This window comes from Pseudonocardia kunmingensis, from assembly GCF_006716445.1.
Classification (GTDB): Bacteria; Actinomycetota; Actinomycetes; order Mycobacteriales; family Pseudonocardiaceae; genus Pseudonocardia; species Pseudonocardia kunmingensis.
Genome location: NZ_VFPA01000002.1, coordinates 1,308,775 through 1,335,219, shown reverse-complemented (window position 1 = coordinate 1,335,219; position 26,445 = coordinate 1,308,775). Strand labels below are relative to the sequence as shown.

24 protein-coding genes and 1 pseudogene are annotated in these 26,445 nt (G+C 73.7%); 7 read left to right on the top strand and 18 right to left on the bottom strand.

Annotation, left to right across the window (positions count from 1 at the left end; all coding sequences use genetic code 11):
* The first annotated feature begins 107 nt into the window (after window positions 1–107).
* Window positions 108–986: a LysR family transcriptional regulator gene (locus FB558_RS22045; protein WP_142056309.1), complete on the top strand. Its 879-nt coding sequence runs from the start codon at window positions 108–110 to the stop codon at window positions 984–986.
* A gap of 21 nt (window positions 987–1,007) precedes the next feature.
* Here the strand turns inward: FB558_RS22045 and solA are convergent, their stop codons facing one another.
* From solA to FB558_RS22020, 5 genes are all read right to left on the bottom strand, one after another.
* A complete protein-coding gene (gene solA / locus FB558_RS22040) occupies window positions 1,008–2,147 on the bottom strand; it encodes an N-methyl-L-tryptophan oxidase (protein ID WP_142056308.1) in 1,140 nt (379 codons plus the stop codon).
* Complete coding sequence (locus tag FB558_RS22035) at window positions 2,144–3,508, bottom strand: sodium/glutamate symporter (RefSeq protein WP_142056307.1); 1,365 nt, start codon at window positions 3,506–3,508, stop codon at window positions 2,144–2,146. The genes solA and FB558_RS22035 overlap by 4 nt, the downstream gene beginning before the upstream one ends.
* A gap of 89 nt (window positions 3,509–3,597) precedes the next feature.
* The gene (locus FB558_RS22030) at window positions 3,598–4,224 is read right to left on the bottom strand and encodes a DAK2 domain-containing protein (RefSeq protein WP_142056306.1); all 627 of its coding nucleotides are present in this window, start codon (window positions 4,222–4,224) and stop codon (window positions 3,598–3,600) included.
* Entirely contained in the window at window positions 4,221–5,234 is a 1,014-nt protein-coding gene (locus tag FB558_RS22025) for a dihydroxyacetone kinase subunit DhaK (protein WP_142056305.1), read from the bottom strand. Before FB558_RS22025 ends, FB558_RS22030 begins: the two co-directional genes overlap by 4 nt.
* Window positions 5,234–6,586: an MFS transporter gene (locus FB558_RS22020; protein WP_142056304.1), complete on the bottom strand. Its 1,353-nt coding sequence runs from the start codon at window positions 6,584–6,586 to the stop codon at window positions 5,234–5,236. Before FB558_RS22020 ends, FB558_RS22025 begins: the two co-directional genes overlap by 1 nt.
* Window positions 6,587–6,674: 88 nt before the next feature.
* On the opposite strand from FB558_RS22020, the gene FB558_RS22015 reads away from it, so the two are divergent.
* Complete coding sequence (locus FB558_RS22015) at window positions 6,675–7,562, top strand: dihydrodipicolinate synthase family protein (protein WP_142056303.1); 888 nt, start codon at window positions 6,675–6,677, stop codon at window positions 7,560–7,562.
* Between the two features lie 34 nt (window positions 7,563–7,596).
* Window positions 7,597–8,280: a GntR family transcriptional regulator gene (locus FB558_RS22010; protein WP_142056302.1), complete on the top strand. Its 684-nt coding sequence runs from the start codon at window positions 7,597–7,599 to the stop codon at window positions 8,278–8,280.
* On the opposite strand, the gene FB558_RS22005 is transcribed toward FB558_RS22010, so the two are convergent.
* Together FB558_RS22005 and FB558_RS22000 are read right to left on the bottom strand one after the other, a co-directional pair.
* On the bottom strand, window positions 8,270–9,409 hold the full coding sequence (locus FB558_RS22005; RefSeq protein WP_142056301.1) for a M20 family metallopeptidase: 1,140 nt from the start codon (window positions 9,407–9,409) through the stop codon (window positions 8,270–8,272). The genes FB558_RS22010 and FB558_RS22005 overlap by 11 nt on opposite strands.
* Window positions 9,406–10,977 (bottom strand): GMC family oxidoreductase, encoded by a 1,572-nt coding sequence (locus FB558_RS22000; protein ID WP_142056300.1) that lies wholly within the window; start codon window positions 10,975–10,977, stop codon window positions 9,406–9,408. Before FB558_RS22000 ends, FB558_RS22005 begins: the two co-directional genes overlap by 4 nt.
* A gap of 109 nt (window positions 10,978–11,086) precedes the next feature.
* Here FB558_RS22000 and FB558_RS21995 point away from each other — a divergent pair, with 109 nt between their 5' ends.
* From FB558_RS21995 to FB558_RS44670, 3 genes are all read left to right on the top strand, one after another.
* A complete protein-coding gene (locus FB558_RS21995) occupies window positions 11,087–11,584 on the top strand; it encodes a GbsR/MarR family transcriptional regulator (RefSeq protein WP_142056299.1) in 498 nt (165 codons plus the stop codon).
* A gap of 261 nt (window positions 11,585–11,845) precedes the next feature.
* Window positions 11,846–12,253: a GNAT family N-acetyltransferase gene (locus tag FB558_RS21990; RefSeq protein ID WP_142056298.1), complete on the top strand. Its 408-nt coding sequence runs from the start codon at window positions 11,846–11,848 to the stop codon at window positions 12,251–12,253.
* A 106-nt stretch (window positions 12,254–12,359) separates the two neighbouring features.
* Entirely contained in the window at window positions 12,360–12,860 is a 501-nt protein-coding gene (locus FB558_RS44670) for a nuclear transport factor 2-like protein (RefSeq protein WP_246106703.1), read from the top strand.
* A gap of 171 nt (window positions 12,861–13,031) precedes the next feature.
* Here FB558_RS44670 and FB558_RS45255 read toward each other — a convergent pair.
* The 3 genes and pseudogenes from FB558_RS45255 to FB558_RS21975 all read right to left on the bottom strand — a co-directional run.
* A pseudogene (locus FB558_RS45255) lies at window positions 13,032–13,229 on the bottom strand (RraA family protein); the annotation flags it as partial.
* Window positions 13,159–14,151, bottom strand: coding sequence for a hydroxyacid dehydrogenase (locus tag FB558_RS21980; protein WP_211366727.1), 993 nt, complete (start codon window positions 14,149–14,151; stop codon window positions 13,159–13,161). The pseudogene FB558_RS45255 and the gene FB558_RS21980, both read right to left, overlap by 71 nt.
* Window positions 14,148–15,521, bottom strand: coding sequence for an MmgE/PrpD family protein (locus tag FB558_RS21975; protein WP_170231458.1), 1,374 nt, complete (start codon window positions 15,519–15,521; stop codon window positions 14,148–14,150). The genes FB558_RS21980 and FB558_RS21975 overlap by 4 nt, the downstream gene beginning before the upstream one ends.
* A gap of 108 nt (window positions 15,522–15,629) precedes the next feature.
* Between FB558_RS21975 and FB558_RS21970 the strand changes: the two genes are divergently transcribed.
* On the top strand, window positions 15,630–16,733 hold the full coding sequence (locus FB558_RS21970) for an Ldh family oxidoreductase (RefSeq protein ID WP_142056295.1): 1,104 nt from the start codon (window positions 15,630–15,632) through the stop codon (window positions 16,731–16,733).
* A gap of 6 nt (window positions 16,734–16,739) precedes the next feature.
* On the opposite strand, the gene FB558_RS21965 is transcribed toward FB558_RS21970, so the two are convergent.
* From FB558_RS21965 to FB558_RS21930, 8 genes are read right to left on the bottom strand one after another with little or no spacing between them, the layout of a single operon-like run.
* On the bottom strand, window positions 16,740–17,948 hold the full coding sequence (locus FB558_RS21965; RefSeq protein ID WP_142056294.1) for an MFS transporter: 1,209 nt from the start codon (window positions 17,946–17,948) through the stop codon (window positions 16,740–16,742).
* A gap of 8 nt (window positions 17,949–17,956) precedes the next feature.
* Window positions 17,957–19,009 (bottom strand): amidohydrolase family protein, encoded by a 1,053-nt coding sequence (locus FB558_RS21960; protein ID WP_142056293.1) that lies wholly within the window; start codon window positions 19,007–19,009, stop codon window positions 17,957–17,959.
* On the bottom strand, window positions 19,006–21,099 hold the full coding sequence (locus FB558_RS21955; RefSeq protein ID WP_142056292.1) for an acetate--CoA ligase family protein: 2,094 nt from the start codon (window positions 21,097–21,099) through the stop codon (window positions 19,006–19,008). Before FB558_RS21955 ends, FB558_RS21960 begins: the two co-directional genes overlap by 4 nt.
* A gap of 5 nt (window positions 21,100–21,104) precedes the next feature.
* Window positions 21,105–22,259 (bottom strand): acyl-CoA dehydrogenase family protein, encoded by a 1,155-nt coding sequence (locus FB558_RS21950; protein WP_211366726.1) that lies wholly within the window; start codon window positions 22,257–22,259, stop codon window positions 21,105–21,107.
* Window positions 22,256–23,239 (bottom strand): D-2-hydroxyacid dehydrogenase family protein, encoded by a 984-nt coding sequence (locus FB558_RS21945; RefSeq protein WP_142056291.1) that lies wholly within the window; start codon window positions 23,237–23,239, stop codon window positions 22,256–22,258. Before FB558_RS21945 ends, FB558_RS21950 begins: the two co-directional genes overlap by 4 nt.
* On the bottom strand, window positions 23,236–24,234 hold the full coding sequence (locus tag FB558_RS21940; protein WP_142056290.1) for a tripartite tricarboxylate transporter substrate binding protein: 999 nt from the start codon (window positions 24,232–24,234) through the stop codon (window positions 23,236–23,238). The genes FB558_RS21945 and FB558_RS21940 overlap by 4 nt, the downstream gene beginning before the upstream one ends.
* Window positions 24,235–24,272: 38 nt before the next feature.
* On the bottom strand, window positions 24,273–25,799 hold the full coding sequence (locus FB558_RS21935; RefSeq protein ID WP_142056289.1) for a tripartite tricarboxylate transporter permease: 1,527 nt from the start codon (window positions 25,797–25,799) through the stop codon (window positions 24,273–24,275).
* Window positions 25,800–25,802: 3 nt separating this feature from the next.
* Complete coding sequence (locus FB558_RS21930) at window positions 25,803–26,345, bottom strand: tripartite tricarboxylate transporter TctB family protein (RefSeq protein ID WP_170231457.1); 543 nt, start codon at window positions 26,343–26,345, stop codon at window positions 25,803–25,805.
* Between the last annotated feature and the right edge of the window lie 100 nt (window positions 26,346–26,445).

Here is a 26,445-nt window from a genome sequence, read left to right as displayed (position 1 = left end):
GGGGGCGTCCGCACCAATGTAAATCAATTGCCTGACTTAGGAAACGTGGGTGAGTTCACGTCGCAGGCGCGGCGATAGGTTCGGGTCCCGACGGCGAGGAGGCACCGGTGGTCGAGCTGCGTCAACTGCAGTACTTCCTGTCCGTCGCCGAGCGGCTGAGCATCACCGAGGCCGCGCGCGACCTGCAGATGGCCCAGCCCGCGCTGAGCCAGGCGATCACCAAGATGGAACGCGGGCTGGGCGCCGCCCTGTTCGACCGCAGCCACCGCCGCCTGCGCCTGACCCCCGCCGGCTCCAGCCTCGTGCCGGAGGCCCGCGAGCTCCTGGCACGGGCCAAGGTCCTGCAGGCGACGGTCGGGCGCGGCGGTCCCGAACGCACCTACCTGCGCATCGGGTGCATCGCCTCCGCGGTGTCCGGCCTGCTCCCGCGGGTCCTGCCGCCGTTCCTCGCCGCCCACCCGCAGACGGTGCCCGTCGTGCGGGAGATGGGCCAGCGCGCCCAGGCGGGCGCGCTGCGCGACGGTGCGATCGACGTGGGGATCTGCCGGGTGTTCGACGGCGGCGCCGACCTCGACGCCGTCCGGCTGACCGACGAGCCGCTGCACTGCCTGCTCCCGGCCCGGCACCGGCTCGCCGACCGCACCACCGTCGACCTCGGGGACCTGGCGGGCGACGACGTGGTCTGCTTCCCGCGCGACCTCGCCCCCGTCGCCCACGACACGATCATCAGCGCCTGCGTCCGCGCCGGGTTCTCACCGCGGATCACGCAGGAGGCGGGCAACGACCAGTCCATCTCCGGGATCGTGGCGTGCGGGCTGGCTGTCGCGATCGTCCCGGAATCGACGACCCGGCTGCGGATCGACGGGGTCGTCCACCGCCCGCTGACCGACCCCCTCGCGGTCACACCGCTGTCGGTGATCCTCAGCGCCACCGCGCCCTCGGCGATCGGCACCGCCTTCCGCGACGCCGTGCGCGCCGCCGCCTGAGCGGGGTCGGGGAGCCGCGGGTCAGGGGGCCGGGGCGAAGCGGGTCGGGTCCATGCGCGCGACGTCCATGGGCGTGCCGCCGTCGAGGGCCAGGTCGGCCGCGACCCGGCCGAAGACCGGCGCCAGCTTGAACCCGTGGCCGGAGAACCCGGCCAGCACCACCACCGACGGTGCGTCGGGGAGGGCACCGACCAGCGCGGTGCGGTCAGCGGTGTACCCGTCCATGTAGACGCCGTGGCGGATCGGGTCGGGGTGCAACCCGGGCAGGAAGCGCCGGACCGCCTCGGTGAGGGGCCGCAGCGCGGGCTCCGGCAGGTCGCGGGTCAACGACTCCGGTCCGTCGAGCGGGTCCCACACGTCGGCGAACCCGCACTTCACCGACACCCCGTCGAGCACCGGACAGCCGAACAGGTGCACGCCGTCGGTGTCGCGGATGAACGCCGGGAACCGGTCCGGGAGGTAGTCCTGCACGGTGTCGGGGACGAACCAGGTGAGCACGATCGGCTTCACCGTGATCGCCAGGTCCGGCACCAGCCTGCTCGCCCACGGCCCGGCGGCGACGACGACGCGCCGCACCCGGTACCGCCCCTCGTCGGTGACCACCGTGGCCCCGTCGTCACGGGGCTCGATCGCGCGCACCGGGGTGCGCTCGTGCAGCCGGGCGCCGCGGGCGCGGGCCTGCTCCACGGCGCTCAGCACGCTCAGCTCGGGGCGCAGCATCCCGCCCGCCGCGTCCACGATCCCGATCTCGCCGTCCACGAGGCGGTGCTGCGGGTAGCGCGCGGCGAGCTCGTCGGCGCCGAGGACCTCGTGCTCGAGCCCGTGCTCGGCCACCGAGCGCCGCACGTTCTCCATCGGCGCGAGACCGGGCAGCCCGATCGAGAGGCAACCGGTCGGGGTGAACAGCGGCCTGCCCGAGTCCCGCGTCAGCTCCAGCCACAGCTCGCGGGCGCGCCGGAGCAGGGGCACGTACTCCGGGCCCTCGTGGTAGGCCATGCGGAACAGCCGGGACTCCCCGCCCGCGGCCCCGCGGTCGTGGGCGATGCCGTACTGCTCGAATCCCAGAACGCTCGCTCCGGACGCAGCGAGCTGCCATGCGGTCATCGACCCCATCGCGCCGAGCCCGACGACGGCGACGTCGGCGTCCGTGTTCCCGCTCATGCGGCCCTCTCCTCTCCTGCCCGTGCGGTCGTGCGGCGCGGACGCGCCCAACCCATGAGGAACGGCAGCGCCAGGGCCACGAGCCCCAGCGCCGTCCAGCCCGAGGCGATCGCCCAGCCGGCGCCGAGGATCACGATCAGCGGGGTCAGCGCCACGCTCGCGGTCTCCAGCGGCGCCACCGGGAGGTAGGCGATGCCGAACTCCTCGAGGGTGCCGCTCTCCAGGTCCGGGTCGACCATCCGCAGCAGGGCGATCGACGTCGCGACGGCGCCGGTGGCCCAGCCCCAGGTGAAGATCGCCTTCTCGAACCACGCGCCGTGCATCAGCGCCGGCGCGACCCAGCGGAACATGACCAGGCAGAACGCCAGCCCGATCACCGACAGCACGGCCAGCGGCAGCCAGTAGTCCGCGACGAACCGCGGGACGATCGAGGCGATCCCGCACACGATCAGCACGTCCGTGGCGACACCCGACAGGCTCTTCATCGTGCGCGCGTCCGTGTAGGACCAGGCCGGCGTGCGCCGCAGGACGAGCTTCACCAGCAACCCCACGATGAACGCGAGCGCGAACACCGGCGGCGAGAACTGCGGGTACACCGCCGTGGACAGCTCCGCGATCCCGTAGGCGGCCGCGGCGACGGCCGCGATCAGGCAGATCTGCAGTCCCAGCGGTTCGATCGAGGACGCCGACGTGGTGGCCGAGCCGATCGACCCGCGCCGCTCCGGGTCGCGCACGAGCCCGGAGCGCAGCGACTCGGGCAGGTCGGCGAACCGCCCGACGCCCGAGGCGTGGCCGCGCCGCGCGCCCCAGTTGGCCCAGATGATCCCGCCGACGACCCCGACCAGCAGCCCCACGGTCGCCGACGTGAACGCCAGCGAGCTCGCCTCCTGCCACCCGGCCTGCTCGAACACGCTGCCGATCGCCGCCGCCGAGCCGAAACCGCCCGCCCAGCCGCCGAACAGCAGCAGCCCGAAGCCCTCGGGCGTGCCGAAGACCGGGACGAACAGGACGTAGGCGAGCACCATGCCGAGCCCGACCTGCAGCGCGTACATCGCCATCGAGTACGACGAGAACGCGGCGGTGGAGCGGCCGAACCCGCGCGCGCCGGTGTCGTCGCTGAACGGCAGGCACGCGAAGATCACCGCGATCAGCACCGAGGCGTAGGTGCCCAGCTGGCCGGAGAAGGGCAGCAGCCCCAGCACCTCCGGGCCGAGCAGCAGCCCGAGGAACCCCGCGATGACGCTCGCCGGCAGCAGCAGCCGCTGCGCGGGCACCACCCACCGGCGGACCAGCGTCCCGACCAGCAGCAGGGCGCCGATCAGCCCGGCGTCGGTCAGCAGTGACCAGGGGCCGTACCCCATCCGCACCTCCCGGATCGGTGAGCGATCTTCCTATCAACCCGGGGGTGGTGCGGGACAGATCAGCGGCATTCGATCCGGATGATGACGTCCTACGGGTTGCCGATGGGCGCGACCTCCAGAGGGGAGGGCACCTCGGCCTCGGGCACCGCGACCCGCGCGAGCGCGCGGAAGAACATCGCGGTGCCGACGGCGCCGGGGTCCGGCGCCCCCTTCGCCCGCTCCCCCACGTAGCTCGCGCGTCCCATCCGGGCCTGCAGTGCGGCGGTGCCCCGCGCGCCCTCGACGGCGGCCCGCGCTGCCCCGGCGAAGTCGTCCGGGTCGGTCTGCAGCGCCGTCACGGCGGGGGCGAGGGCGTCCACCAGCGTGCGGTCGCCCACCTGCGCCTCGCCGACGCGCTGGATCGCCGCCAGCCCGGCCGCCGCGCCCGCGGCCCAGCCGCCCTCGGGATCCACGGCCACGGCGTGGGCGAGCTCGGTGAACAGCAGCCCGAACAGCGGTCCGGAGGTGCCGCCGACCTCGTCGAGGAACACCTCCCCCAGCACGGCGAGCGCGTCGGTGTCCGGGCGCTCCTCCCGCACCGCGACCGCACGGCGCAGCCCGCCGCGCAGGTTGTCGCCGAAGTCGCCGTCGCCGCTGTGGCGATCCAGGTCGGTGAGCGCGGCATGCGCGTCGGCCGCGTCGTCGGCGTACGCGCGCAGGATGTCGGCGGTGTTCATCGGGCCTCCGATGTGGTGCGCGGGAAGGCGGGGGTCTGCGTCGGCGCGGCCCACCACTGCAACCACCGCGGCTGCGCGCGGGTGAGCGTCACCGAGAAGCCCGCCATGTCGATCGCGGGCACGAACGTGCCCACCAGCGCGCCCGCGACCGTCAGCCCGCGGGAGCCCAGCCCCTCGGCGACGAGGTCGTGCACGCCGTAGAGCTCCAGCAGCGAGGTGCCGCCGAGCCCGTTGACGAGCACGAGCAGCTCGTCCGGGCCGGCGGGCAGGCCTGCGGTCAGCTCGTCGAGCATCCGGTCCACGAGCTCGGGCAGCGGCGGACGGCTGATCGACTTCGCCGCTCGCTCCCCGTGGATGCCGACGCCGTACTCCAGGTCGGCGGGATCGAGGTCGAACGAGGGCTCGCCGGTGTGCAGCGAAGACTGCGCCCTGGCCGCGACGGCGAGCGAGCGCGAGGAGCCGGCGAACCGCGAGCCGAGCTCGGCCAGCTCGTCGAGACCGAGGCCCTCGTCCGCGGCCGCGCCGAGCAGCTTCTCGACGATCACCGTGGCCCCGGTGCCCCGCCGTCCCGTGGCGGTCTCGGCGCTCTCGGTGGCCAGGTCGTCGTCCACCAGGACGCGCCGGACCTCGATGCCGTCGTGGCGCAGCCGCTCGGCGGCGATCCCGAAGTTGATCCGGTCGCCCGTGTAGTTCTTGACGACGTGGATCACGCCGTCCGGGCCGGCGGCGGCGCGGCTGGCCTCCAGGACCTGCCGGTTGTGCGGCGACGCGAACACCTTGCCCGGCGCCACCGCGTCGAGCATCCCGCGACCGAGGAAGCCCGCGTGCATCGGCTCGTGCCCGGACCCGCCACCGGAGACGAGCCCGACCCGCCGCCCCTGCGCCCGGTGCCGGGCGGTCAGGTGCACCGGGTCGTCGTGCAGCGTGACGAGGTCGGCGTGCGCGCGGGCGAACCCGCGCAGCGCGGCCGGGACCGGGTCGTCGCCGGGCGGGAGGAACAACACCGACATCAGAGGCTCTCCTTGTCCAGGGACGGGGCCTGCTCGGCCGGGGCGTCGGGCCCGACGGGACGGTAGCGGGCCTCGCCCGCCCCCAATCGGGTGGCCGCGAGCGAGGAGAGCACCGCGATCCCGATCGCGTAGACCACCAGCCACGTCCAGTGCCCGCCGCCCGCGGCGAGCAGGGCAGTGCCGGCCAGCGGCGCGAGACCGCCGCCGAGGGTGGCGCCGACCTGCTGGGTGACCGACAGGCCGGTGTAGCGCACGGCCACCGGGTAGAGGTTGGCGAAGAGCGCCGCCTGCGCCCCGTACATCGCGCCGTGCCCGACCGCGAGCCCGAGCGACATCGCGAGCACGGTGAGCCAGAAGTCGCCGGTCTGCACCATGAGGAAGAACGGCACCGCGAGCAGTATCTGGAACACCGCACCGCCGATGTAGACCCGGCGGCGGCCGACGCGGTCCGACAGCGCCCCGAACAGCGGCAGCGTGCCGCACTCGAGCAGGCAGGCGATCAGCACCGCGAGCAGGACCGGCTCGCGCGGCAGACCGAGCTCGGTGGTGATGTAGGCGATCGCCACGACGTAGTAGACGTTGAACAGCCCGCTCTCGGCGATCTTCGCGATGATCGACATGACGACCTTCAGCCCGTGCCGCGCGAACACCTCCTTGACCGGCAGGCTCTGGACCTCGCGCTCCGCACGGGCCTTGACGAACTCCGGGCTCTCGCTCACCCGCAGCCGGATGTACACCCCGACCAGGATCAGCAGGATGCTGGCGAGGAAGGGCAGCCGCCACGCCCACGCGTCGTAGGCTCCGTCGGGAAGCGTCGCGTCGAGCAGGGTCACGAGGCCGACCGGGAGCAGGACGCCTGCCGGCGTGCCGATGTGCACGAGCGAGGTGAAGAAGCCCTGCCGCCGCGCGGGGCTGTACTCAAGGGCCATCAGCACGCCGCCGCCGTACTCCCCGCCCATGCCGAGCCCCTGGATCAGGCGGATCAGCACGAGCAGCAGCGGCGCCGCGATGCCGATCGTCTCGTAGGACGGCAGCAGGCCGATGGCGAAGGTGCCCAGCCCCATCATCACCATCGTGATGATCAGGACGTTCTTGCGGCCCAGCTTGTCGCCGAAGTGACCGAAGACCAACCCGCCCAGCGGCCGGGCGAGGTAGCCGACGAAGAACGTCGCGAACGCGGCCAGCGTGCCCACGAGCGGATCACCCGCGGGGAAGAAGACCTCGTTGAAGACGAGCGCCGCCGTCGTCGCGTAGAGGGTGAAGTCGTAGTACTCGACCGTTGTTCCGAGGGCGCTGGCCCACACGACCCGCTTGACGGGCGTTCCGCCCGCGGCTCCCGAGTTGTCGTTCATGGCACTCCCTCGTACCGTCTGGTGTCGGTGAAATCTGGCGGCTAATGTATCAGGCATCAGAAGCAGCACAACCTCCCCGAGGAGCACGATGAAGGACCTGGACCTGCACGGGATGATCTCGACGGTCGTCACCCCGTTCGACGAGAACGACGAGGTGGACCTCGAGCTCCTGCGGACGGAGGTGAAGTACCTCCTCGGCGCGGGCGTCACCGCGATCTGCGCGTGCGGGAGCACCGGCGAGGGCCAGACGCTCTCACTCGAGGAGAGCGCCGCGATCTGCCGCGTGGTCGTCGAGGAGGTCGGCGGGCGCGTGCCCGTCATCGGCGGCGTCATCCAGAACTCGACCGCGCAGGCGATCCGCTACGGCCTCGCGCTCAGGGCGGCCGGCGTCGATGCCCTGCAGGTGACGCCCGTGCACTACGTCTTCGCCCCCTCCGCGGAGGAGACCGTGGAGCACTTCCGACTCATCGGGGAGGCCACCGAGCTGCCACTCGTGCTCTACAACGTGGTGCCGTGGGCGCTCGTCCCCGTGGACACGATCGAGCAGATGCAGCAGGTGCCCCAGCTCGTCGCGATCAAGCAGAGCGGCGGAGACATGCACCTGCTCGCCGACCTGCTGCATCGCGTCCGCGACCGCTACCGGATCCTCGCCGCGCTCGACGACCTGCACTACCCCGCGTTCGTCATGGGCGCCCACGGTGCGCTCGCCGCGATCCCGACGGTCACCCCCGCGCTGTCGGTGCAGCTGTGGGACGCGGTGCAGGCCGGCGACCACGCCCTGGCCCTGCAGCTGCACGAGCGCATCCTCACGGTGTGGCGCGCCATCGACGGGCCGAACCTGCCGGCCACCCTGAAGGCAGCGCTGCAGCTGCAGGGGCGTGACGGCGGGCTGCCCCGCCAGCCGTTCCGGCCGGCCACCGAGGTCGAGCGCGCCCGGATCGCCACCGCGCTGCGTGACGCTAACCTCATCGACTAGACATCACATACAGGGAACATCTGCAGGGGGACCCGTGACCGTCGAGCCCACCCGTCCCGCCCTGGTCGTCGACTCCATCGCCGACCAGCTCTACCGGATCCTGTGCGAGCGCATCACCAGTGGCGCGTTCGCGCCCGGCTCCCGGCTGGACCCGCAGGCGGTGGCGGCGGAGTTCGGGGTCTCCCGCACCCCGGTGCGCGACGCGCTGGCGCGTCTCGAGCACGACCGGCTGATCGAGACGCGCCCGCGCTCGGGCACGTTCGTCGCGCGCCCCGGGATCACCGACGTGCACGAGGTGTGCCAGCTGCGCAAGGGCATCGAGTGGGTCGCCACCGGCCTCGCGACCGGCCGCATGCCGGAGTCCCAGATCGCCGAGCTGCGCGCCGAGGCCGTCGAGGCGCTCGCCGACGCGGAAGCGGGCGACTACGAGCCCTTCTTCGTCAGCGACATGCGTCTGCACCGCGAGATCGTGGCGGCCACCGGCAACGAGCGGCTCATCGCCGCACGCGCCTCGGTGGAGCCCTTCGTGCAATGGCTGCGGATACTCGGGGCCACCGGCCCGCACCGGCTGGCGGGCTCCACCCGCCGCCACCTGCAGATCCTCGACGCGATGGCCGCGCGCGACGCCGCCGGAGCCCGCGACGCCGCAGCCGTGCACCTCGACGAGGTCGAGGAGTGGACAGTCGCGGACATGGACTCCCAGGCGATCACGACCTGAGCCCGCCCAGGTCGGCCGCGGTCCAGGCCATGGCGACGGCACCGTCGACCACGGCGCGGTCGGCCGCCGGGGTGACGCACGCCGCGGCGAACTCGGGCTGGTGGTTCACGGCCGGGAGGCAGTCCAGCCCGAGCATCGGGTGGATCGACGGCACGCGGTGCGACACGTTGCCCATGTCGGTGGCCGCCCCCACCATCGGCTCCTCGTCCGGGCCCGGGAACCTGCGTCCGAGCGCCTCGGCGTTGCGGCGGTAGAGCGCCACCATCTCCTGGTCGTGCACGAGGTCGGCGTAGTCGGGGCAGCTCGGCCGCACGGTGACCTCGCACCCGGAGCCGACCGCGCCGGCCTCGAAGCAGCGCAACACCCGCTCCTTGAGGGCGGCGAGCGCGTCGACCGACCCCGCGCGGACGATCCAGTTGCCGGTGTTGCGGTCCGGGATGATGTTCGGCGCGAGGCCGCCGTCGGTGACGATGCCCTGGATCCGCTCGCCGTCGCCGGTCTGCTGGCGCAGCAGGCCGATGGCGACCTGCGCGATCGTCATCGCGTCGGCGGCGTTCACCCCCTGCTCGGGGTGCGCTCCCGCGTGCGCCGGACGGCCGCGGAACTCGACGTCGAACACCGACACCGCCGACCCGCGCAGCGCCGCCGCCTCGTGCGCGGCGGGGTGCACCATCATCGCGGCGTGCTTACCGTCGAAGGCGCCGCGGTCGATCATCAGGACCTTCCCGCCACCACCCTCCTCGGCCGGCGTGCCCAGCACCGTGACCGTGAGCCCCAGGTCGTCGGCGACGGGCGCGAGTGCCAGGCCCGCCCCGACCGCCGCCGCAGCGATGATGTTGTGCCCGCACGCGTGCCCCATCCCGGGCAGGGCGTCGTACTCGGCGCACACCACCACGTGGACGGGGCCGCTCCCGGCCGTCGCCCGCACCGCGGTGGGCAGGCCGTAGCAGCCGTGCTCGACGGTGAACCCGCCGGCGGCCAGCGCGTCGGCCACCCACCCGCTGGCCCGCGTCTCCTCGAACGCGAGCTCGGGGTGGGCGTGGATCCGGTGCGACAGGTCGAGCAGTGCGGCCTCTGCGGAGCGGACCCGGGCCGCGATGGCGGGCTTGATCGCGTCGGCGGTGGTCATGCCCGCTCCAGGCGGTCGGCCATCAGCTCTCCCGCCATGATCGCGGTCAGGTTCGTGTTGGCGCGGGGCACGGACGGGAAGATCGACGCGTCGACCACGCGCAGCCCGTCGACGCCGAGGACTCGGCAGGCCGGGTCGACCACGGTGGTGGCGTCGCCGGGATCACCCATCCGGCACGTGCTCGTGGCGTGCTGGGCGTCCGCGGCGGTGGCGAGCAGGTGGTCGTCGAGCCGCGCGTCGTCGTCGAGCACCGCCAGCACCGCGGCGTTGACGCGGTCGACCGAACCGTCGGAGATCGCCGCGACGTCCGCGCCCCGGGCCATCTCGACCAGCGCCCGGACGCCCGAGCGCAGTCGCGCGAGGTCCCGCTCGTCCGAGAGCATGGCTTCCCGGACCTCCGGCTGGGCCCGCGGGTCGCGCGAGGTCAGGGTGATCGCTCCGCGCGACCACGCCTGGTTCACCCACACCCCGAACATGCCCGCCCCGAAGCGGAGGTCGGCCCGCTCCATCGCCAGCACGTTCTGGTTGAGCGACACGAACATCATGTCGAGCGGCTGCGCGTCGGGCGCGTCGCTGGTGTAGCGGACGCAGACGTTGGTGTGCCGGTCGTCGGGGGTCCTGATCGCCGAGGCGGCGTCGAGCGGGATCGCGACGCCCGCCAGGGGGTGGTCCTGCAGGCCCTGCCCGACCGGCAGGTCGGCGACGACGTCGATCCCCAGCGCGCGCAGGTGCGCCGCCGGGCCGATGCCCGAGCGCATGAGCACGGCCGGGGAGTGCACGGCGCCGGCGCTCAGCACGACGAGGTCGGCGTGTTCCTCCACCGGGGTGCCACCTGCCAGGTAGCGCACGCCGACCGCCCGGCCGCCACGCACCAGCACCCGGTCGACCAGCGCACCGCCGCGGACGGTCAGTGCGGCCGCGTCCCTGGCCGGCTCGAGGTACCCGTCGTTGACGGTGACCCGCCGCCCGTCGCGCGAGTTGATCGGGTACGGGGACACGCCCGCGGCGCCGGGCGCGTTGACGTCCTCGGCCCAGCCGTGACCGGCGGAGAGCGCGGCGGCCCGCAACGCCGTGTCCACCGATCCCCACGCCTCCCGTGCCATCCGGAAGATCGGCGTGGGCCCTCCCCTGCCGTGGTGGGGCGCGTCCCCGAACTCCTCGTCGTCCTCGAGGCGGCAGAAGTAGGGCAGCACGTCCTCCGGCGACCAGCCCGCACAGCCCCACCGGACCCAGTCCTCGAAGTCCTCCATCGGCGGCCGGATCGCGATCTGGCCGTTGATCGCGGAGCTGCCGCCGGTGCCGCGCCCGCGCCCGTACAACGCGGGCTCCTGCACGTCGGTCCTGGTCGCGACCACGTCGGGCCACATCAGGTCGCCGCCGACGGCCGGGTCGATCAGGGCGCGCATCGGGTTCGGCGAACGCCAGACCTCGGGCATCTGCGCCGAGCGGTAATCCGGACCGGCCTCCAGCAGCAGCACCCGCCTGCCCGCTCCGACGAGCCGGGCCGCCAGCACCGCGCCGGAGGACCCCGCGCCGATCACGATCACGTCCCAGTCGTTCTCGGCCACGTCGGGTCCTCCGCGATCGTGGGCAGCACCCGTTCGGGCCACCCCTCGCGGTACTGTCGACCCATCACCGGCTCTCAGTCAACGGTGAAACTTCAGATTCTGGTGAAAGATGTCCACCGTGCCCGGCACCCGAAGCCACCTCGGCGGCGACGACGCGGCCGCCGCGGCCGAGGCCGTCGTCGAGGACTTCGCGACGGTCATCGGCCAGACGATGGGCTGGCCGCGGATGGCCGGCCGCACCGCCGCCGTCCTGCTGCTGAGCCCGCACCCGATGACCGTCCGGCAGCTGCAGGACGAGGTCGGGGCCAGCGCGGGGTCGGTGTCGGAGATGACCCGGCTGCTGGTGACGAACGGCGTGGTCCGACGGTTCAAGCCGCCGGGCGCCCGGCACTTCGTCCACGAGTGGCGTCCGGACGCCTGGGCGGGCTGCCTCGAACACCAGCTCCGGCAGGCCGAACAGCTGCGCGAGCTGGCCCACCGCACCGAGCGGGAGGGGACGGCGCTCCCCGAGCTGCAGCAGACCCGGTTGCGGGAGATGTCGGTGTACTACGACTTCATCGTCGCGCGGCTGGGCGCGCTGCTCGAGGAGTACGACCCCCGCGCGTAGGCGGCACCGCTACCGCCCCCGGAGTACCGGCGGCTACTCCCCCGAGTGGACGTGCCGGACCGGGACCGTCGGCATCCTGTTGCCCACCGGGGGTCCGCAGCACGCCGCCGGCCGGCGTCGACACGGGCGAGCGCACGCCACGCCGGGACTCGGCCCCGTTCTGCGCCGGAGGGGTGCGCGGGACGGGGCCGGGTCCCGGTGGCGGCGCGGCCGCCGCGAAACCCGATCGTCGTCGCGGGCGCCGCCCGCCACAGTGGGCGTATGCCCGACGACATCTCCTACCGCTGGCGCGCCCCGGTCACCGACGCGGAACTGTTCGACCTCACCGCCTCCCACGGGGGCCACCCGCAGCGCGGTTGGTGGGACCGGATCCGCCCGCACAGCCTGAGCTGGGTGAGCGCGCACCTGGGCGACGGCGAGCTCGTCGGGTTCGTGAACCTCGCCTGGGACGGCGGCGACCACGCGTTCGTGCTCGACACGAAGGTCCGCCCCGACCACCAACGCCGCGGCATCGGGACGCAGCTCGTGGCACGCGCGACCGACGCGGCACGCGAGGCCGGGTGCGAGTGGCTGCACGTGGACTTCGAGGAGCACCTGCGCACCTTCTACCTCGACGCGTGCGGCTTCCGGCCCACAGCGGCCGGGCTCATCCCGCTGCGCCCCGCCTGACCGGTCATGCCGGGCGGCTATCACAGCAGGTCTTGGACGGGCCGGTCGGCACGCCCCGACCATGGTCCGCGCCCCGCTCCCGCCGAGATGCCCAGAGGACGACCACATGACCCGCACAGCCACCCGGACCACCGCACCCCGGACCGTCCTCGCCGCCGCGGCGCTCCTCGCCGCGCTCACCGGCTGCGCCGGCGCGCCGGCACCGCAGGCCGAACCGGCGCCGCAGGCCGCCGCCCGTGACGTCGCGACGCCGCCCGCGGAACTCAGCGTCGCGCAGCAGCAGGCCCTGGCCGTCGCCGAGCGGTTCACCGAGGCGGCCAACCGCGGCGACGAGGCCGGCGTCCGGGACGCCTACGCCCCCGAGGCGCGGTTCGACAGCGTCGGGCGCATCTACCCCGACCGCGAGGCGATCCTGGAGCGGTTCCTGATCCCCGAGGTGCTCCGGGCCGGTGGCACCTACCAGGCCCTGTCCGCCGTGCCCGGGGCCGGGGAGCGCGTGGTCGTCGAGTACGAGTTCACGACCTCCCGCGGCGGGCGCGAGCACTTCACCTACGACTACCTCGTCACCGACGGCACGATCCGCGACGTGATCGGCCGCTACGTCTGAAGGCCCGAGCCAGAGCTGCACGCCGTTGCTGCGCAGGTAGGCGTCGATCCGCTCCTCGTCGGTCGCGCCGGAGGCGTTCTGCTGCCGCACCCGCTCCTCGTCGGCCGGCTCGGCGCGGCAGCGCTCGAGGAGGGGCCCGATCCCGGGCGGTGCCACGGCGATGACGCCGTCGGCGTCGCCCACCACGACGTCCCCCGGCTGGACGGCGAGGCCGGCGCACGTCACGGGGACGTTGATCTCACCCGGCCCGTCCTTGCCCGGGCGCCGGTCGCGTAGCCGGGCGGCAGACCGTTCCCGCTCACGGCGCCATCCCCACGACGTCGCCGAACGCGCGGGGATCGACCTGGAAGCGCTCCTCCACGGGCTCACCGCGCATCATGGTGAGGATGTTCCGGGCGGCCATGGCGCTGACGGTCCGCAGGGCGGCGACGGTGGAGCCGCCGACGTGGGGGGTGAGGACCACGTTCTCGAGCGTGCGGAGCGGATCGTCGTGCCGGATGGGCTCGTGCGCCAGGGTGTCGATCCCGGCCGCCCGCAGCCTGCCGCCGCGCAGCGCCGCGACCAGCGCGGCGTCGTCGAGCACCGGACCTCGCGCGGTGTTGATCACGATGGCACCGTCGGGGAGCAGGTCGAGCTCCCGTCGACCGATCATGCCGCGGGTGTCGTCGGTCAGGGGCACGTGCAGGCTGAGGACGTCGGCGACCCGGAGCACCTCCTCCAGGGACGACGCCACGCGCACACCGTCGGGAGCGCTGGTGAGGATCGGGTCGTAGGCCACGACGTCCATGCCCAACGCCGTTCCGAGCGCTCCGACCTTGCTACCGACGTTCCCGAACCCGACCAGGCCGAGGGTGCGACCGGCGAGCTCGACGCCGTCCGGGACCGGGGTCCAGCGCCCCGCCTTGAGCTGCGTGTCGAACCAGGTGATCCGGCGGGCGGCGGCGAGCATCAACCCGATCGCCAGCTCCGCGACCGCCCTGGCGTTGGCGCCGGGGGTGAACGTGACGGGGATGCCCAGGGCGGTGGCCGCCCCGACGTCGACGTTGTTCACGCCGGCACCGTGCTTGGAGATCATCTTCAGGGTCGGGCACGAGCGCATCGCGGCGCCGTCGAGGGTGAGCGTCCGCGAGAGGACGGCGTCGACGGGTCGCGTGGCCAGCGTGTCGGCGACCTCGGCCTCGTCCTTGCTGCCGGTCAGCAGGATCACCTCGCAGCCGGCCGCGGTGAGCATGCCCAGGCCCGGCTCGCTGAGCGCCGGAGCCGTGACGAGGACCGTCCAGCTGTCTGTCACGCCGGCTCCAGCGGCAGGGAGCGCACGTCCGCCACGCCCGTGAGGTTCCACAGCAGCTCCCGCAGCTCGGCGGCACGCTCGGCCCCCAGCACGGGCTCGACCAGCGAGCGGAACTTCGCGTCGAGCTGCTCGCGGGTCACCGGGTTCGCCGGGTCGCCGCGCCGGTCGGCGACGGTGACGGCGCGCTCGCGCTCGTCGCGCCCGACGACGGTGACGCGGGCGCCGCGACGCGCGGGGAACGCCTCGTCGAACTCCGCGCCCGGGCGCAGCGCCACCCGGCTCATGAGCGCGGTGACGCGCTCGTCGGCCAGCCGGTCGGTCGTGAACGCACCGGCGGCGACCTCGCCGTGCACGAGGGCGTGCGCGACGACGAACGGGATGGAGAACTTCGCCTCGAACGGCGTGGTCGGGGCGGGGTTCCCGGCCACCGTCAGGGCCGTCGAGTAGGACTCGGCCTCGATACTGGTGACCTCCTCGGCGCGCACACCCGCCTCCCGCAGCTCCAGCGCGGCGTCGATCGCGGCGAAGACGTGCCCGCAGCAGGGGTAGGGCTTGACGCTGGTCCGCTCGACGAGGAACTCCGGACCGAAGGGGGCTGCGGCGGCGTCCCACGACGGCGAGTCGGACATCACCGCACCCATCCCGATCTCCCCGTCGAGCACGGAGGGGGTGCCGGTGAACCCCGCGGACGCGGCGAAGGCCGCGACCGTGCCCGCCTGGGCCGCGTGGCCGCTGTGCAGGGGCTTGCCCATCGAGTCGCTGCGGAAGGTCTGCTGGAGCCCGGCTCCCGTGGTGGCCGCGAGCGCGAGGGCGTGCGCGAACCGGTCGACGTCGAGCCGCAGCACCTCGGCGGCCGCGGCGGCCGCGGCGAGCGCTCCCGCGGTGCCGGTGTTGTGCCAGTACCGGTAGTGCGCGGCGCCCAGCGTGCTCGCCACGCGGTTGCCCACCTCGTACCCGATGACGACGCCGCGCACCAGGTCCGCCCCGCTCACGCCGCAGCGCTCCCCCGCCGCGAGCGCGGCCGCGATCGTGGGCGCGCCCGGGTGGTAGAGCCCAGGGGCGTAGATGTCGTCGAGCTCCAGGGTGTGTGCGGCGGTGCCGTTGACGAGGGCCGCGGTCTCCGCGGAGGCGCCGTCCCGCGTGCCCGGCAGCCGGCACGGGCCCGTCCCGGTGAGCAGGCCCCGCCGCAGTGCGGTGGCGGGCTCGGCCACGGCGCCGCCGACCGTCACCGCCGTCCAGTCGACGATCGCGGCGAGTGCCGCGCGGACGGCGCGCTCGGGCAGCGGCCGATCGCGCGCGGCGACCGCACCGCGGGCGAGGGTCCGGGTCGCGCTGAGGTCGGCGCTGAGGTCGGCGCTCTCGTGGGTCACGTCATCGGCTCCCGCAGACGGGCCGGGTCGTCGCGACCCGGCATCCAACTCGGCAGGTAGTGTATACACAGGCACACCGCCGTGTCCCTGATTCGAACGGGAGCCGTCATGTCCGCACCGCCTCCCGCCGGCACCCGCCGGGTCGCCGCCGTCGACGTCCACCGCCAGATCAGCGAGATCCTGCGGTCCTGGGGACTCGACGAGGACGCGGCCGCGGTGACCGCCGAGGCGATGACCCACACCGATCTCTCGGGGATCGACTCCCACGGGATCTCGATGTTCGTCAGCTACGAGCGGCTGTTCCACTCCGGGCACCTGAACCCCCGCGCCCGCCCGACCGTGCTGCGCGAGAGCCCGGTGACCGCGCTCGTCGACGCGCAGCACGGCTTCGGGCACCCCGCCGCCGCGGAGGCGATGCGCATCGCGATCGACAAGGCCACCCGGGCCGGGCTCGGCGCGGTCTCGGTGGTCAACTCGCACCACTTCGGCGCCGCCGGGTTCTACGCGGCGAAGGCCGCCGCGGCGGGTCTGCTGGGGCTCGTGACCACCTCGGCGCGGACCACCGCCGTCGTGCCCACCGGCGGTGCGGAGCCGCGGCTGTCCACGAACCCGCTGGCCTTCGCCGCGCCGGCCCGCCGCCACGAACCGTTCCTCCTCGACATGGCCACCTCGACGGTGGCGATCAACAAGATCAAGGTCTACGACCTCGCCGACCGGCCGCTCCCGCAGGGCTGGTTCGTCGACCCGGCCGGCGAGCCGGTGACCGACGCCGGCACCGCCCTGCGCGCCGCGTGGGAGGGCCTGGGCGGCGGCCTCACCCCGCTCGGGGGACCCGGCACGACCGGAGGCGGGCACAAGGGATACGGGCTGTCGCTCATGGTCGAGATCCTCAGCTCGGCGCTGTCCGGCGGCACCGCGTCGGCGACCCGCGAGCAGGGCAGCCCGGACAACATCGGGCACTTCTGCCTGGCGATCGACCCGGGCGCGTTCCGCGACGCCGGGGACGTCCTCGACTCCGTCGACCAGATCATCGACGCCCAGCACGCCACCCGGACGGCCGACGGCGCCGAGGTGCTGGTGGCGGGCGAGCCGGAGAGCCGCGCCCGCGCCGAACGGGCGGCGCACGGGATCCCGCTCCCGGCGAGCCTGCGCACCCGCCTGCGGGAGATCTGCGCCCGCACCGGCGCCCCGTACGTGCTGCCGGAGGGCTGACACACCTCACCTCGGATCCGCGCGCCGGGTGTCGGGCATGGCGAGCGTGCACGCCGCGGTGAGCGCCACCAGCACACCGATGGTGACGAATGCGACGAGGAACGTCGCGTGGTCCAGCACCAGGCCGACGAGAACCGGGCCGATCAGCTGGCCCGCGTCGGTGACCATGCGCTGGATGCCGATGGCGGTCCCGCGCGCCCGCGGGTCGACCACGTCCACCACCACGACGGTCGGCGCGGCCGTGGAGTAGGCGGTGACCAGGCCCATGAGCACCATGCAGACGGCGAGCAGCGGCGGCGTCGTCGCCACGGTGAACAGCAGCACGCTCGCCGCGGCCCCGGCGAGGCTGACGACGAGGACCCAGCGGGCACCGCGGGCGTCGAGCACCGAGCCCGCGTGCCACAGCACCGCGATCTGCCCCACCGCCGCCGCCGTGACGAGCAGGCCGATCCCGCCGGCCGTCATCCCGAGCACCTCGCCCGCGTAGAGCGGCACCGCGGTGTTCCGGAGCCCGGTGCGGACGATGAACATCACCAGGATGACGAGCAGCGATATCGCGAAGGCGCGGTGCCCGAGCAGAGCGAGGACGCCGGAACGCCGCGCGCCGTCCGGGGCCGCGCGGCCGCCCTCGGCGTGCTGCAGCGCGGTCGGGCCGGGCAGGCGGACGACGGCCAGCACGGCGCCGACGACCGCCATCGCGCCGTAGGCGAAGAAGGGCGCCCGCAGGCCCCACAGCTCCGCGACACCGCCGCCCACGAGCGGTCCGACGGCCAGGCCGAGCAGGAAGATCCCGTGGTAGAGCGACATCCACCGCCCCGCCGATCCCTGCGGCACGAACGAGACGACGAGCAGCGTCGCGGCGCTCATGTACAGCGCCGAGCCGATGCCCTGGACCAGCCGGGCCGCGAGCAGCACCGGGAAGCTCTCCACGAGGCCGCCGACCACCGAGGCGGCCGCGATCACCAGCGCGCCGAGCGCGCACACCGCCCGAGGCCCGACGCGTTCGGCCCACCGGGCGCCGGCCACCTCGAACAGCAGCCGGCCGAGGGCGAAGGCGGAGACGACGAGGCCCACCTCGGTGGCGCCGACCCCGAAGGAGCTGGCGTAGCCGGGCAGGACGGGGACGAGGATGTTCATCCCCGTCACCAGCATCATCGTGGTCACCGCGGTGACCAGGAAGTAGGGAGGCAGCGTCGCCCTCCCGACCTTCGACACGTCCGCGGTCAGCGCGCGGTCGCGGTGCGGCCGCCGCCGAGCGCCCGGTCGAGCCGCGGGTAGGTGCGCCGCGCGTTCCCCTCGTAGACGAGCGCGCGCTCCGCGGGCCCGAGGCCCGCCGCGTCGACGTAGCGGCGGGTGTCGTCGAAGTGGTGACCGGTCCGGGGGTCGACCCCGCGCACCGCGCCCACCGCCTCCGAGCCGAACAGGATGTTCTCGGTGGGCACCACGCCGAACAGCAGGTCGATGCCGGCCTGGTGGTAGACGCAGGTGTCGAGCAGGAGCCCGCCCAGCAGGTGCTCCTCCAGCGGCGGCAGGCCCTGGTCCTGCGCCATGCCGCGGAAGCGGCCCCAGTGGAACGCCGCCGCGCCCCCGCCGTGCGGGATGACCAACCTGAGTCCGGGGAAGTCGGTGAGGACGTCCGAGCACATCAGCTGCACGAAGGCGGTGGTGTCCGCGCCGAGGTACCAGTCACCCGTGGTCTGCAGGGCCGGGTTGGCACTGGCGCTCACGTGGATCATCGCCGGGAGGTCCTGCGCGACGAGGGCTTCGTAGAGCGGGTACCAGGCCCGGTCGCCCAGCGGCGGACCGCTCCACGCGCCGCCGGACGGGTCCGGGTTGAGGTTCACCCCGACGATGCCGTGCTCGCGCACGGAGCGCTCGAGCTCGGGCAGCACGCTCGCGGGCGACGCACCGGGGGTCTGGGGCAGCATCGCCACCGGCTGGAACCGGTCCGGGAACAGCGCGCAGATCCGGGCGACGAGCGTGTTGCACACCCGTGCCCACGCGGTGCTGACCTCCATGTCCCCGACGTGGTGCGCCATCCGGCTCGCGCGCGGGGAGAACAGCGTGACGTCGATGCCGCGCGCGTCCATCCCGGCCAGCTGGTGGGTCGTCACGGACTCGACGAGCTCGTCGTCGGTGACGACCAGGTCCTCGGGGTCGGGCAGCGGCTCCCCGTTCTCGAAGGCCCGCACCTGGCGCGAGCGCCACTCGGCCACCTGGGGCGGGTAGGTCGTGTAGTGCCCGTGCACGTCGATGACGCGCTCCCGGTCGCTCACCGTTCCTCCTCGATCCGCACGAGTGCGTCCACCGCCACCACGCCCCGGCCATCGGCCAGCACCATCACCGGGTTGGCCTCCGCCTCGACGATCCGCGGTGACGCGGCCAGCTGCGACAGCCCGACGACGGCACGGGCGAGGGCCGGCAGGTCGCCACGGGGGCCACCCCGGTACCCGGCCAGCGCCCGCAGGGCCACCACCTCCTGCACCATCTCCTCGGCGGTGGCGAGGTCGACCGGGGCGGTGCGCACGGACCGGTCGCGGTAGAGCTCGGCGAGCACGCCCCCGGCCGCGAGGACGATGATCGGGCCGGCGTCGGGGTCGCGCCGGTAGCCGACGAGCACCTCGGCCAGACCGCGCACCATCGGCGCGACCATGAACGTCTCGGGCGCGACGTCCGGGGCGGTGGCCGCGAGAGCGGCGCCGATGTCCGCGACCGCGCGGCGGACGCCGTCCGCGTCCCGCACGTCGAGGACCACTGCGCCCGCGTCGGACTTGTGCGGCAGCTGCGCCGACACCGCCTTGACCACGCTGGGCCCGGCGACATCCGGGACGTCGTCGCCCGGTGCGAGGAGCGTGACGGGTGCGTGCGGCACGCCGACGGCGTCGAGCACGGCGTAGGAGGCGACCTCGTCGAGCACCCCGGCAGCGCCGGGGAGGCCGGGAACCGCCGCCGGTGCTCGCGACCCGGTCGGGCGGGGGGCGCGGCGGGAGAAGGTCGCGACGATCGCGTCGGCGCACGACTCCGGTGTGCGGAACGCGGAGACGCCCGCGGAGCGCAGCAGCCGCAACGCCTCCGGGGCCTCCGGCACGACGAAGGCCGCGAGGGGCGCGCCGGTGTGGGCCCGATCCGCGATGGGACGCACCGCGAGGTCGGGGTGGAACCGGGCCGATGAGCCCGGCACGGCCACGACCACGTCGAACTCGGGGGCGCCGACCATCACCTCGAGGGCGGCCGACATCACCTCGTAGCGCGTGCCGGCGAGGGTGAGGTCGACGAGCGTGCCGTGGTCGGTGGGGATGCCGCGCTCGGCCAGCGCCCGCCGCGTCTCCTCGCTCGGGCGCTGGGGCACGGCGCCGGCGACGGCGAGCCGGTCGACGGCCATCGCCCCGCCCCCGCCGGTCGTGGTGACGACCCCGACGCGCGGGGCGCGCGCCGCCCGCGGACGCAGCGGCACCGAACGCACGAGCTGCTGCCCCTCCAGCAGCGCTTCGAAGCTGTCCACCCGCCCGATCCCGATGTCGGCGAGGAAGGCGCTCGCCACCGCGTCGTCCCCGGCGAGGGCGCCGGTGTGCGAGACCGAGAGCTCCGCGCCCGCGTCGGAGCGGCCCAGCTTGTAGGCCAGCACCGGCTTGCCGCGCTCCGCCGCGGCGGCGGCGAACTCGCGCAGGCTCGCGGCGCCGGCGAGCGACTCCAGGAACAGTGCGTACCCCTCGACGCCGGGGTCGTCGAGGGTCGACAGGCAGATCTCGCCGAGTGACAGGTCCACCTCCCCACCCGTCGAGACCAGCCCGGCGAAGCCGACGCCCATCTCCTTGCCCCGCGAGACCAGCGCTCCGATGACGCTGCCCGAATGGGAGGCGACGAAGACGCCGCCCTCCGGCAGGTCCGGCTCGCCGAACGCGGCGTTCGCGGTGAGGGTCAGCCGCTCGTGGACGTTGACCACGCCGAGGCTGGACGGCCCCACCACCCGGACGGGGTGCGCGGCGACGATGTCCTGCAGCGCACGAGCGCGGGCCACGCTCGCCGGGTCCGGACCGACGAACCCGTCGGCCATGATCGTCACGACCTCGACCCCGAGCCGGGCGCACTCGCGGGTGACCTCCACCGCGGCGTCGGGACCCGCGAGGACGTAGGCGTGGTCGGGCACCTCGGGCAGCGCCTCGACCGAGGGCCAGGCCCGCTCCCCCTGGACCAGTGGGCGGTTCGGGTTGACCGGGTAGACGGTGCCGGCCCACCCGGCGCGACGCAGGTACTGCAGGGGCCGGGCCCCGGTCTTGCGGACGTCGTCGGAGACGCCGACCAGCGCGACGCTGCGGGGGGCCAGCAGGGCACGGCGCAGCGCCGCCCGGTCGCCACCGCGGGCCACCGCCGTCACCTGCTACCGCCGCGCTGGGAGAACCGGCGGTCGAAGACCGACTCGGCGATGCGGTTCTTCAGGATCTCCGAGGAGCCGCCGGCGATCATCCAGCCACGGGTGCGGCGGAAGCAGTACTCCACGAGCGACTCCTGGCTGAAGCCGGTGCCGCCCATCACCTGCACGGCCATGTCGGCGGCCGCGAAGCCTGCCTTGTTGGCGGCGTACTTCGCGACGGCGGTGTCATAACCCCTCGGGAGCCCGTTCTCGAGTTCGGTCGCGGCCCGCTCCAGCAGCAGCTGGGCCGCGTCGAGCTCGACGGCCGTCTCGGCGAACCGCCACTGCAGACCCTGGAACTCGCACAGCGGCCTGCCGAACTGCTCCCGATCCAGCGCGTGCCGCCGCGCCGTCTCGAACGCGTAGCGGCCCACGGCGAGCGAGCGGGCGGCGTTGCCGATGCGCTCGGCGTTGAAGCCGGCGATCTGCTTCTTGAACCCGCCGGGCCCGAGCAGGACGTTCTCGGCCGGCACGTAGCAGTTCTCGAAGTAGAGCTGGCACCACTGCTCGCCGTTCATGAAGGTCGACGGCCGCCCCCGGCTGAACCCGTCCGCGCCCTGCTCGACCAGCACCGAGCCGATCCCGCCGACGCCCGGCCCGAACCGGACGTAGACGAGGAACACCGAGGCCTCGGCCGAGTGGGTGGAGAAGACCTTGGTGCCGTCGACGACGAAGCCGTCGCCCTTCGGGGTGGCCGAGGTGCGCAGGTCGGTGAGCGCGGAGCCGGCCTCCGGCTCCGTCATGCCGAGGGAGATCACCTGCTCGCCGGCGAGCAGCGGGCGGAGGAACCGCTCGCGCTGCTCGGCGCTCGCGTACTCGGCGAGGGTGCGCAGCGGACCGAAGTTGCCCGCCTGGACGACGTCGGCGCTGCGCGGGCACGCCGACGCCACCGCCTGGATGGCGATGACGGCGTCGAGCAGCGTTCCTCCCTGGCCGCCCTTCTCCTGGGGCACCGTGATCCCGAGGAGGCCCATCTCGGCGAGCCGCTTCGCGACGTCCCACGGGTACTCCGGCGAATGGGCGCGCGCGAGGGCGTCCGGGGCGAGCGCGTCGCGGGCGAAGGCCTCCACGCTGCGGCGGAGGTCGATCTGCTCCTCGGCGAGGGTGACGGTCACGGCTTCCTCTCGTGCAGGGGTGCGGGGGCGTTGAGCGTCCGCACCGGGGCCCCGGCCAGCCAGGCGGCGATGTCGTCGACGACGTCGCCGTAGAACAGGCGGTACTCCTCGGCGGTCACGTAGCCGATGTGCGGGGTGAGCACCGTGCGGGGGGCCGCCAGCAGGGGTGTGCCCGCGGGGGCGGGCTCGACCTCGAAGACGTCGGCGGCGGCCCCGGCGATGGCGCCGTTCTCGAGCGCCGTGACGAGCGCGGTCTGGTCGACGATCGCCGCCCTGGAGGTGTTGACCAGGTAGCTGGTGGGTCTCATGAGCGCGAGCTCGCGGGCGCCCACCAGGCCGCGGGTCCGCTCCGACAGGACGAGGTGGACGGACACCACGTCGGCGCGGGCGAGGAGCTCGTCCCTCTCCACCCGCCGGGCACCGCAGGCGGCGGCGCGTTCCGCGGTGAGGTTCGCGCTCCAGGCGAGGACGTCCATGTCGAACGCCCGCGCGATCGCCGCCATCTGGCTGCCCGTGGTGCCCAGGCCGAGCAGGCCGAGCGTCTTGCCCTCGAGCCCGACGCCCAGGTGGGTGTGCCAGCGCCCCTCGCGCAGGGCCTGCTGCTGGCCCGGGATGTCGCGCAGGAGCGCGAGGACGAGACCCCAGGTCAGCTCGACGGTGGAGCGCTTGTTGCCCCGCGTGCCGCAGACCAGGACGCCGCGCTCGGTGGCGGCGTCGAGGTCGATGGCGGCGTTGCGCATGGCGGTGGTGACGAGCAGCCGCAGCCGGGGCAGCCGCTCGAGGACCGACCGACCGAGTCGGGTGCGTTCGCGCGTGGCGACGACGACGTCGGCCTCGCAGAGCACGGCGACGAGCTCGTCCTCGGATCCGATGTGCCGCGTCACCGTGACCACGTCGGCCGGCAGCACCGACCAGTCGGCGCAACGGGTGACGGCGTCGAGGTAGTCGTCCAGGACGACGACGCGGGTCGGCTCGCTCACTCGTCGGTCTTGGAGATCTGGTTGACCTCGGTGACGACGGGTTCCTGCGCCTTGAGCCAGTCGGTGTACTCCTGGGGCCCCATGAAGTCGGACTGCAGGGCGAGGTCGGCGAGCTCCTTCTGGTGCTGCTCGCTCGTGATGAGCTTCTCGAACGCCGCGGCGAGCTTCTGGACGCGCTCCTCGGGCACGCCGGCGGGCAGGGCGTAACCGCGCATCCCCGCCTCCTGGACGTCGATGCCCTGCTCCTGGAAGGTCGGGACGTCGGGCAGGAGCGGGCTGCGCTCGTCGTCCATGACGCCCACGGCCCGGCCGCCGCCGGACTTCACGACCTCGAGACCGTCGCCGATCGAGGCGAAGTAGACGTCGACGTGCTTTCCGAGGAACGCCGCCTTGGCGTCGGCCTGACCCGTGTTGAAGTGCACGGGGGTGAAGTCGGCGCCGGTCGCCTGCTCGAGCTTGATCATCGAGAAGTGGCCGCCGCCGCTGAGCCCGGACGTGGCTCCCCGCAGCTCCCCGGGGTTGGCCGTGGCGTGGTCCACGAGGTCCTGGGCGCTCTGGAACGGGCTGTCCGGCTGGACGATCGTGATGCGCGGGTCGTTGACGTGGTTGGCCAGCGGCTGGAAGTCCTCGAGCGTGTAGGTGGCGCCCTTCTCCTCGTCCAGGATCGTCGTGAGGATCGTCGGGTAGTTCAGGGTTCCGATGGTCAGCCCGTCCGGCTCGGAGTTCGCGAGCTCGGTGTAGGCGATCTGGCCGCCGGCGCCGTCCTTGTTCTCCACCTGGACCTGGACGTCGAGCTCCTCCTCCAGGGATCCGGCGAGCGAGCGGGCCATCGCGTCGGTCGTGCCGCCCGCGGCGTAGCCCACGAGCAACGTGATGGTCTCGCCTGACGGCCAGTCGTCGGGGGTGGCACCGCCGCCCCCCTGCTGGGCGCACCCCGTGAGGGCGAGCGCGAGGACGCCCGCGACGGCGGCGGCGAGGCGTTGGGGCTTCTGCACGTGGTTCTCCTTGTGAGGGGTCGTCGGTGACCCGGGGGTCAGACTTCGGCGTCCTCGCGCAGGCGGCCGGCGAGGGTGGCGGGCCGATCGCTCCCGCGCCGGCGCACGGTCTGCACGACCGGGACGACGATGATCGCGGTGGCGACGAGGAGCAGGACGAGGGAGATCGGGCGGGTGAGGAAGACCGTCATGTCGCCCCGGGAGATGTCGAGCGACTGCCGCAGCGAGCTCTCCATGAACGGGCCGAGGATCAGGGTCAGCACCAGCGGTGCGAGCGGGACGTCGAGGCGCCGGAAGGCGAGACCGAGGATCCCGAACACGAACATCACGAGGACGTCGATCGTGCTGTTGTTGATGCTGTAGGACCCCACGACCAGGAAGACGATGATGATCGCGATCAGCAGCTGCTGCGGGATCTTGAGGATCATCGTCCAGATGCGGATCAGTGGGAGGTTGAGGACGAGGCAGACGATGTTGCCGATGAACAGGCTGGCGATGACCGCCCACGCCACGTGCGCGTCGGTCTGGAACAGCGTCGGTCCCGGCGTCAGCCCGTTCATGAGGAACGCGCCCATCAGCACGGCGATCGTGGGTGAACCCGGGATCCCGAGGGTGAACAGCGGGATGAGGGCTGCGTTCGCGTGGGCGTTGTTGGCCGACTCCGGGCTGGCGACGCCCTGGATGGCACCCTTCCCGAGCATCTCGGAGTTGCGGCCGAGCTTGCGCTCCGCTCCGTAGGCCAGCAGCGAGCTGGCGGAGCCGGTGACGCCGGGAACCAGGCCCAGCAGGAAGCCGATGAGGCTCCCCCGGCCGATGGCGCCTGCGCTGTCGCGCAGGTCCTGGCGGCCCGGCAGCAGCCTGCCGACCGTGACCTGGGCGTTCGCCCGGCGCTTCTCGAGGAGCGTCGCGAGGATCTCGCCGAGACCGAACAGGCCGACGAGCACGGCGACGAACTCGACGCCGTCGAAGAAGTGCGCGATGCCGAAGGTGAACCGCGGCGCGCCCTCGACGGGGTCGATACCGACCATCGCGAGGAGCAGGCCGACGGCCGCGGAGATCAGGGCCTTGGTCATCGACTTCCCGGCGAGCCCCACGAGCAGGGACATGCCCAGGATCATCAGGGCGAAGAACTCGGGGGGCCCGATCCGCAGCCCCAGCGACGCGAGCGGCGCCGCCGCGATGACCAGACCGACCGTGGCGAGGGTGCCACCGATGAACGAACCGATGGCCGCGATTCCGAGTGCGATCCCCGCGCGGCCCTTCTTCGTCATCTCGTAGCCGTCGAGCACGGTGATCGCCGAGGACGCCTCGCCGGGCGTGTTGATCAGAACCGACGTGATCGTGCCGCCGTACTGGGACCCGTAGAAGATCGCCGCCAGCATGATGATGGCGCCGGTCGGCTCGAGCTCCATCGTGAGCGGGATGAGGATCGCGGTTCCGGCCACCGGGCCGACGCCCGGGAGCACGCCGATGAGGGTGCCGAGCAAGCAGCCGGCCAGGACCAGGAGCAGGTTCTCGACCGTCAGTACTGCGGCGAACCCGGCGAGGAGCTGGGAGATGTCCACTTCTCACAGCCCCCACTGCGCCAGGAGCGGCACCGACGCGGTCGGCAGGTAGACCTGCAGGACGTTGGCGAACACCGCGTAGATGCCGAACCCGCCCACGAGCGCCACCACGACCGACTCGAGCCAGCGCCTGCGCCCGACCACGAGCAGCAGGAACAGCACGAGCGCGGTGATGGCGAGCTGGTAGCCGACCACGTCGAGCAGCAGGATCGCGGCGAGCAGCGCAGCGAGGACGAGCGTGACCGCGAGGCGACCACCGGGCGGCACGGGCTCGGCGGCGTGGATGTTCCTGCCGCGCGCGGCCTGCACCGCCCAGATCACGGCGAGCAGTGCGAGGAGCACCCCGAGCCACAGCGGGAAGAACCCCGGACCGGGCCCCCGATTCCAGTAGCCCAGTGCGAGCGAGCCGGCGAACGCGCCGAGCCCGAGCACCAGGACGACGGCGGCCGCGACGAGCTCCGCGACGCGCGACCCGATCGCCGGCGCGCCGGCCGGGGGCGGCGCGGGCGCCTCGCCGGCCGTCGGGCCGGTACGCACGCGTTCCATGCGCCACCTCCTGCTCATCGCTGAGCGGTCCGTGCGCTGGTGACGTGCCACGTCGAGGTCGTTGCGGACACGTGTAGCCAGCTGTGTACAACAGGATGCC

Coding starts and splice junctions, on each gene's coding strand:
- solA (WP_142056308.1), bottom strand. CDS start 2,147: ATGAGCGGGAACACGGACGCCGACGTCGCCGTCGTCGGGCTCGGCGCG.
- FB558_RS22035 (WP_142056307.1), bottom strand. CDS start 3,508: ATGGGGTACGGCCCCTGGTCACTGCTGACCGACGCCGGGCTGATCGGC.
- FB558_RS22030 (WP_142056306.1), bottom strand. CDS start 4,224: ATGAACACCGCCGACATCCTGCGCGCGTACGCCGACGACGCGGCCGAC.
- FB558_RS22025 (WP_142056305.1), bottom strand. CDS start 5,234: ATGTCGGTGTTGTTCCTCCCGCCCGGCGACGACCCGGTCCCGGCCGCG.
- FB558_RS22020 (WP_142056304.1), bottom strand. CDS start 6,586: ATGAACGACAACTCGGGAGCCGCGGGCGGAACGCCCGTCAAGCGGGTC.
- FB558_RS22015 (WP_142056303.1), top strand. CDS start 6,675: ATGAAGGACCTGGACCTGCACGGGATGATCTCGACGGTCGTCACCCCG.
- FB558_RS22005 (WP_142056301.1), bottom strand. CDS start 9,409: ATGACCACCGCCGACGCGATCAAGCCCGCCATCGCGGCCCGGGTCCGC.
- FB558_RS21995 (WP_142056299.1), top strand. CDS start 11,087: ATGTCCACCGTGCCCGGCACCCGAAGCCACCTCGGCGGCGACGACGCG.
- FB558_RS21990 (WP_142056298.1), top strand. CDS start 11,846: ATGCCCGACGACATCTCCTACCGCTGGCGCGCCCCGGTCACCGACGCG.
- FB558_RS44670 (WP_246106703.1), top strand. CDS start 12,360: ATGACCCGCACAGCCACCCGGACCACCGCACCCCGGACCGTCCTCGCC.
- FB558_RS21970 (WP_142056295.1), top strand. CDS start 15,630: ATGTCCGCACCGCCTCCCGCCGGCACCCGCCGGGTCGCCGCCGTCGAC.
- FB558_RS21930 (WP_170231457.1), bottom strand. CDS start 26,345: ATGGAACGCGTGCGTACCGGCCCGACGGCCGGCGAGGCGCCCGCGCCG.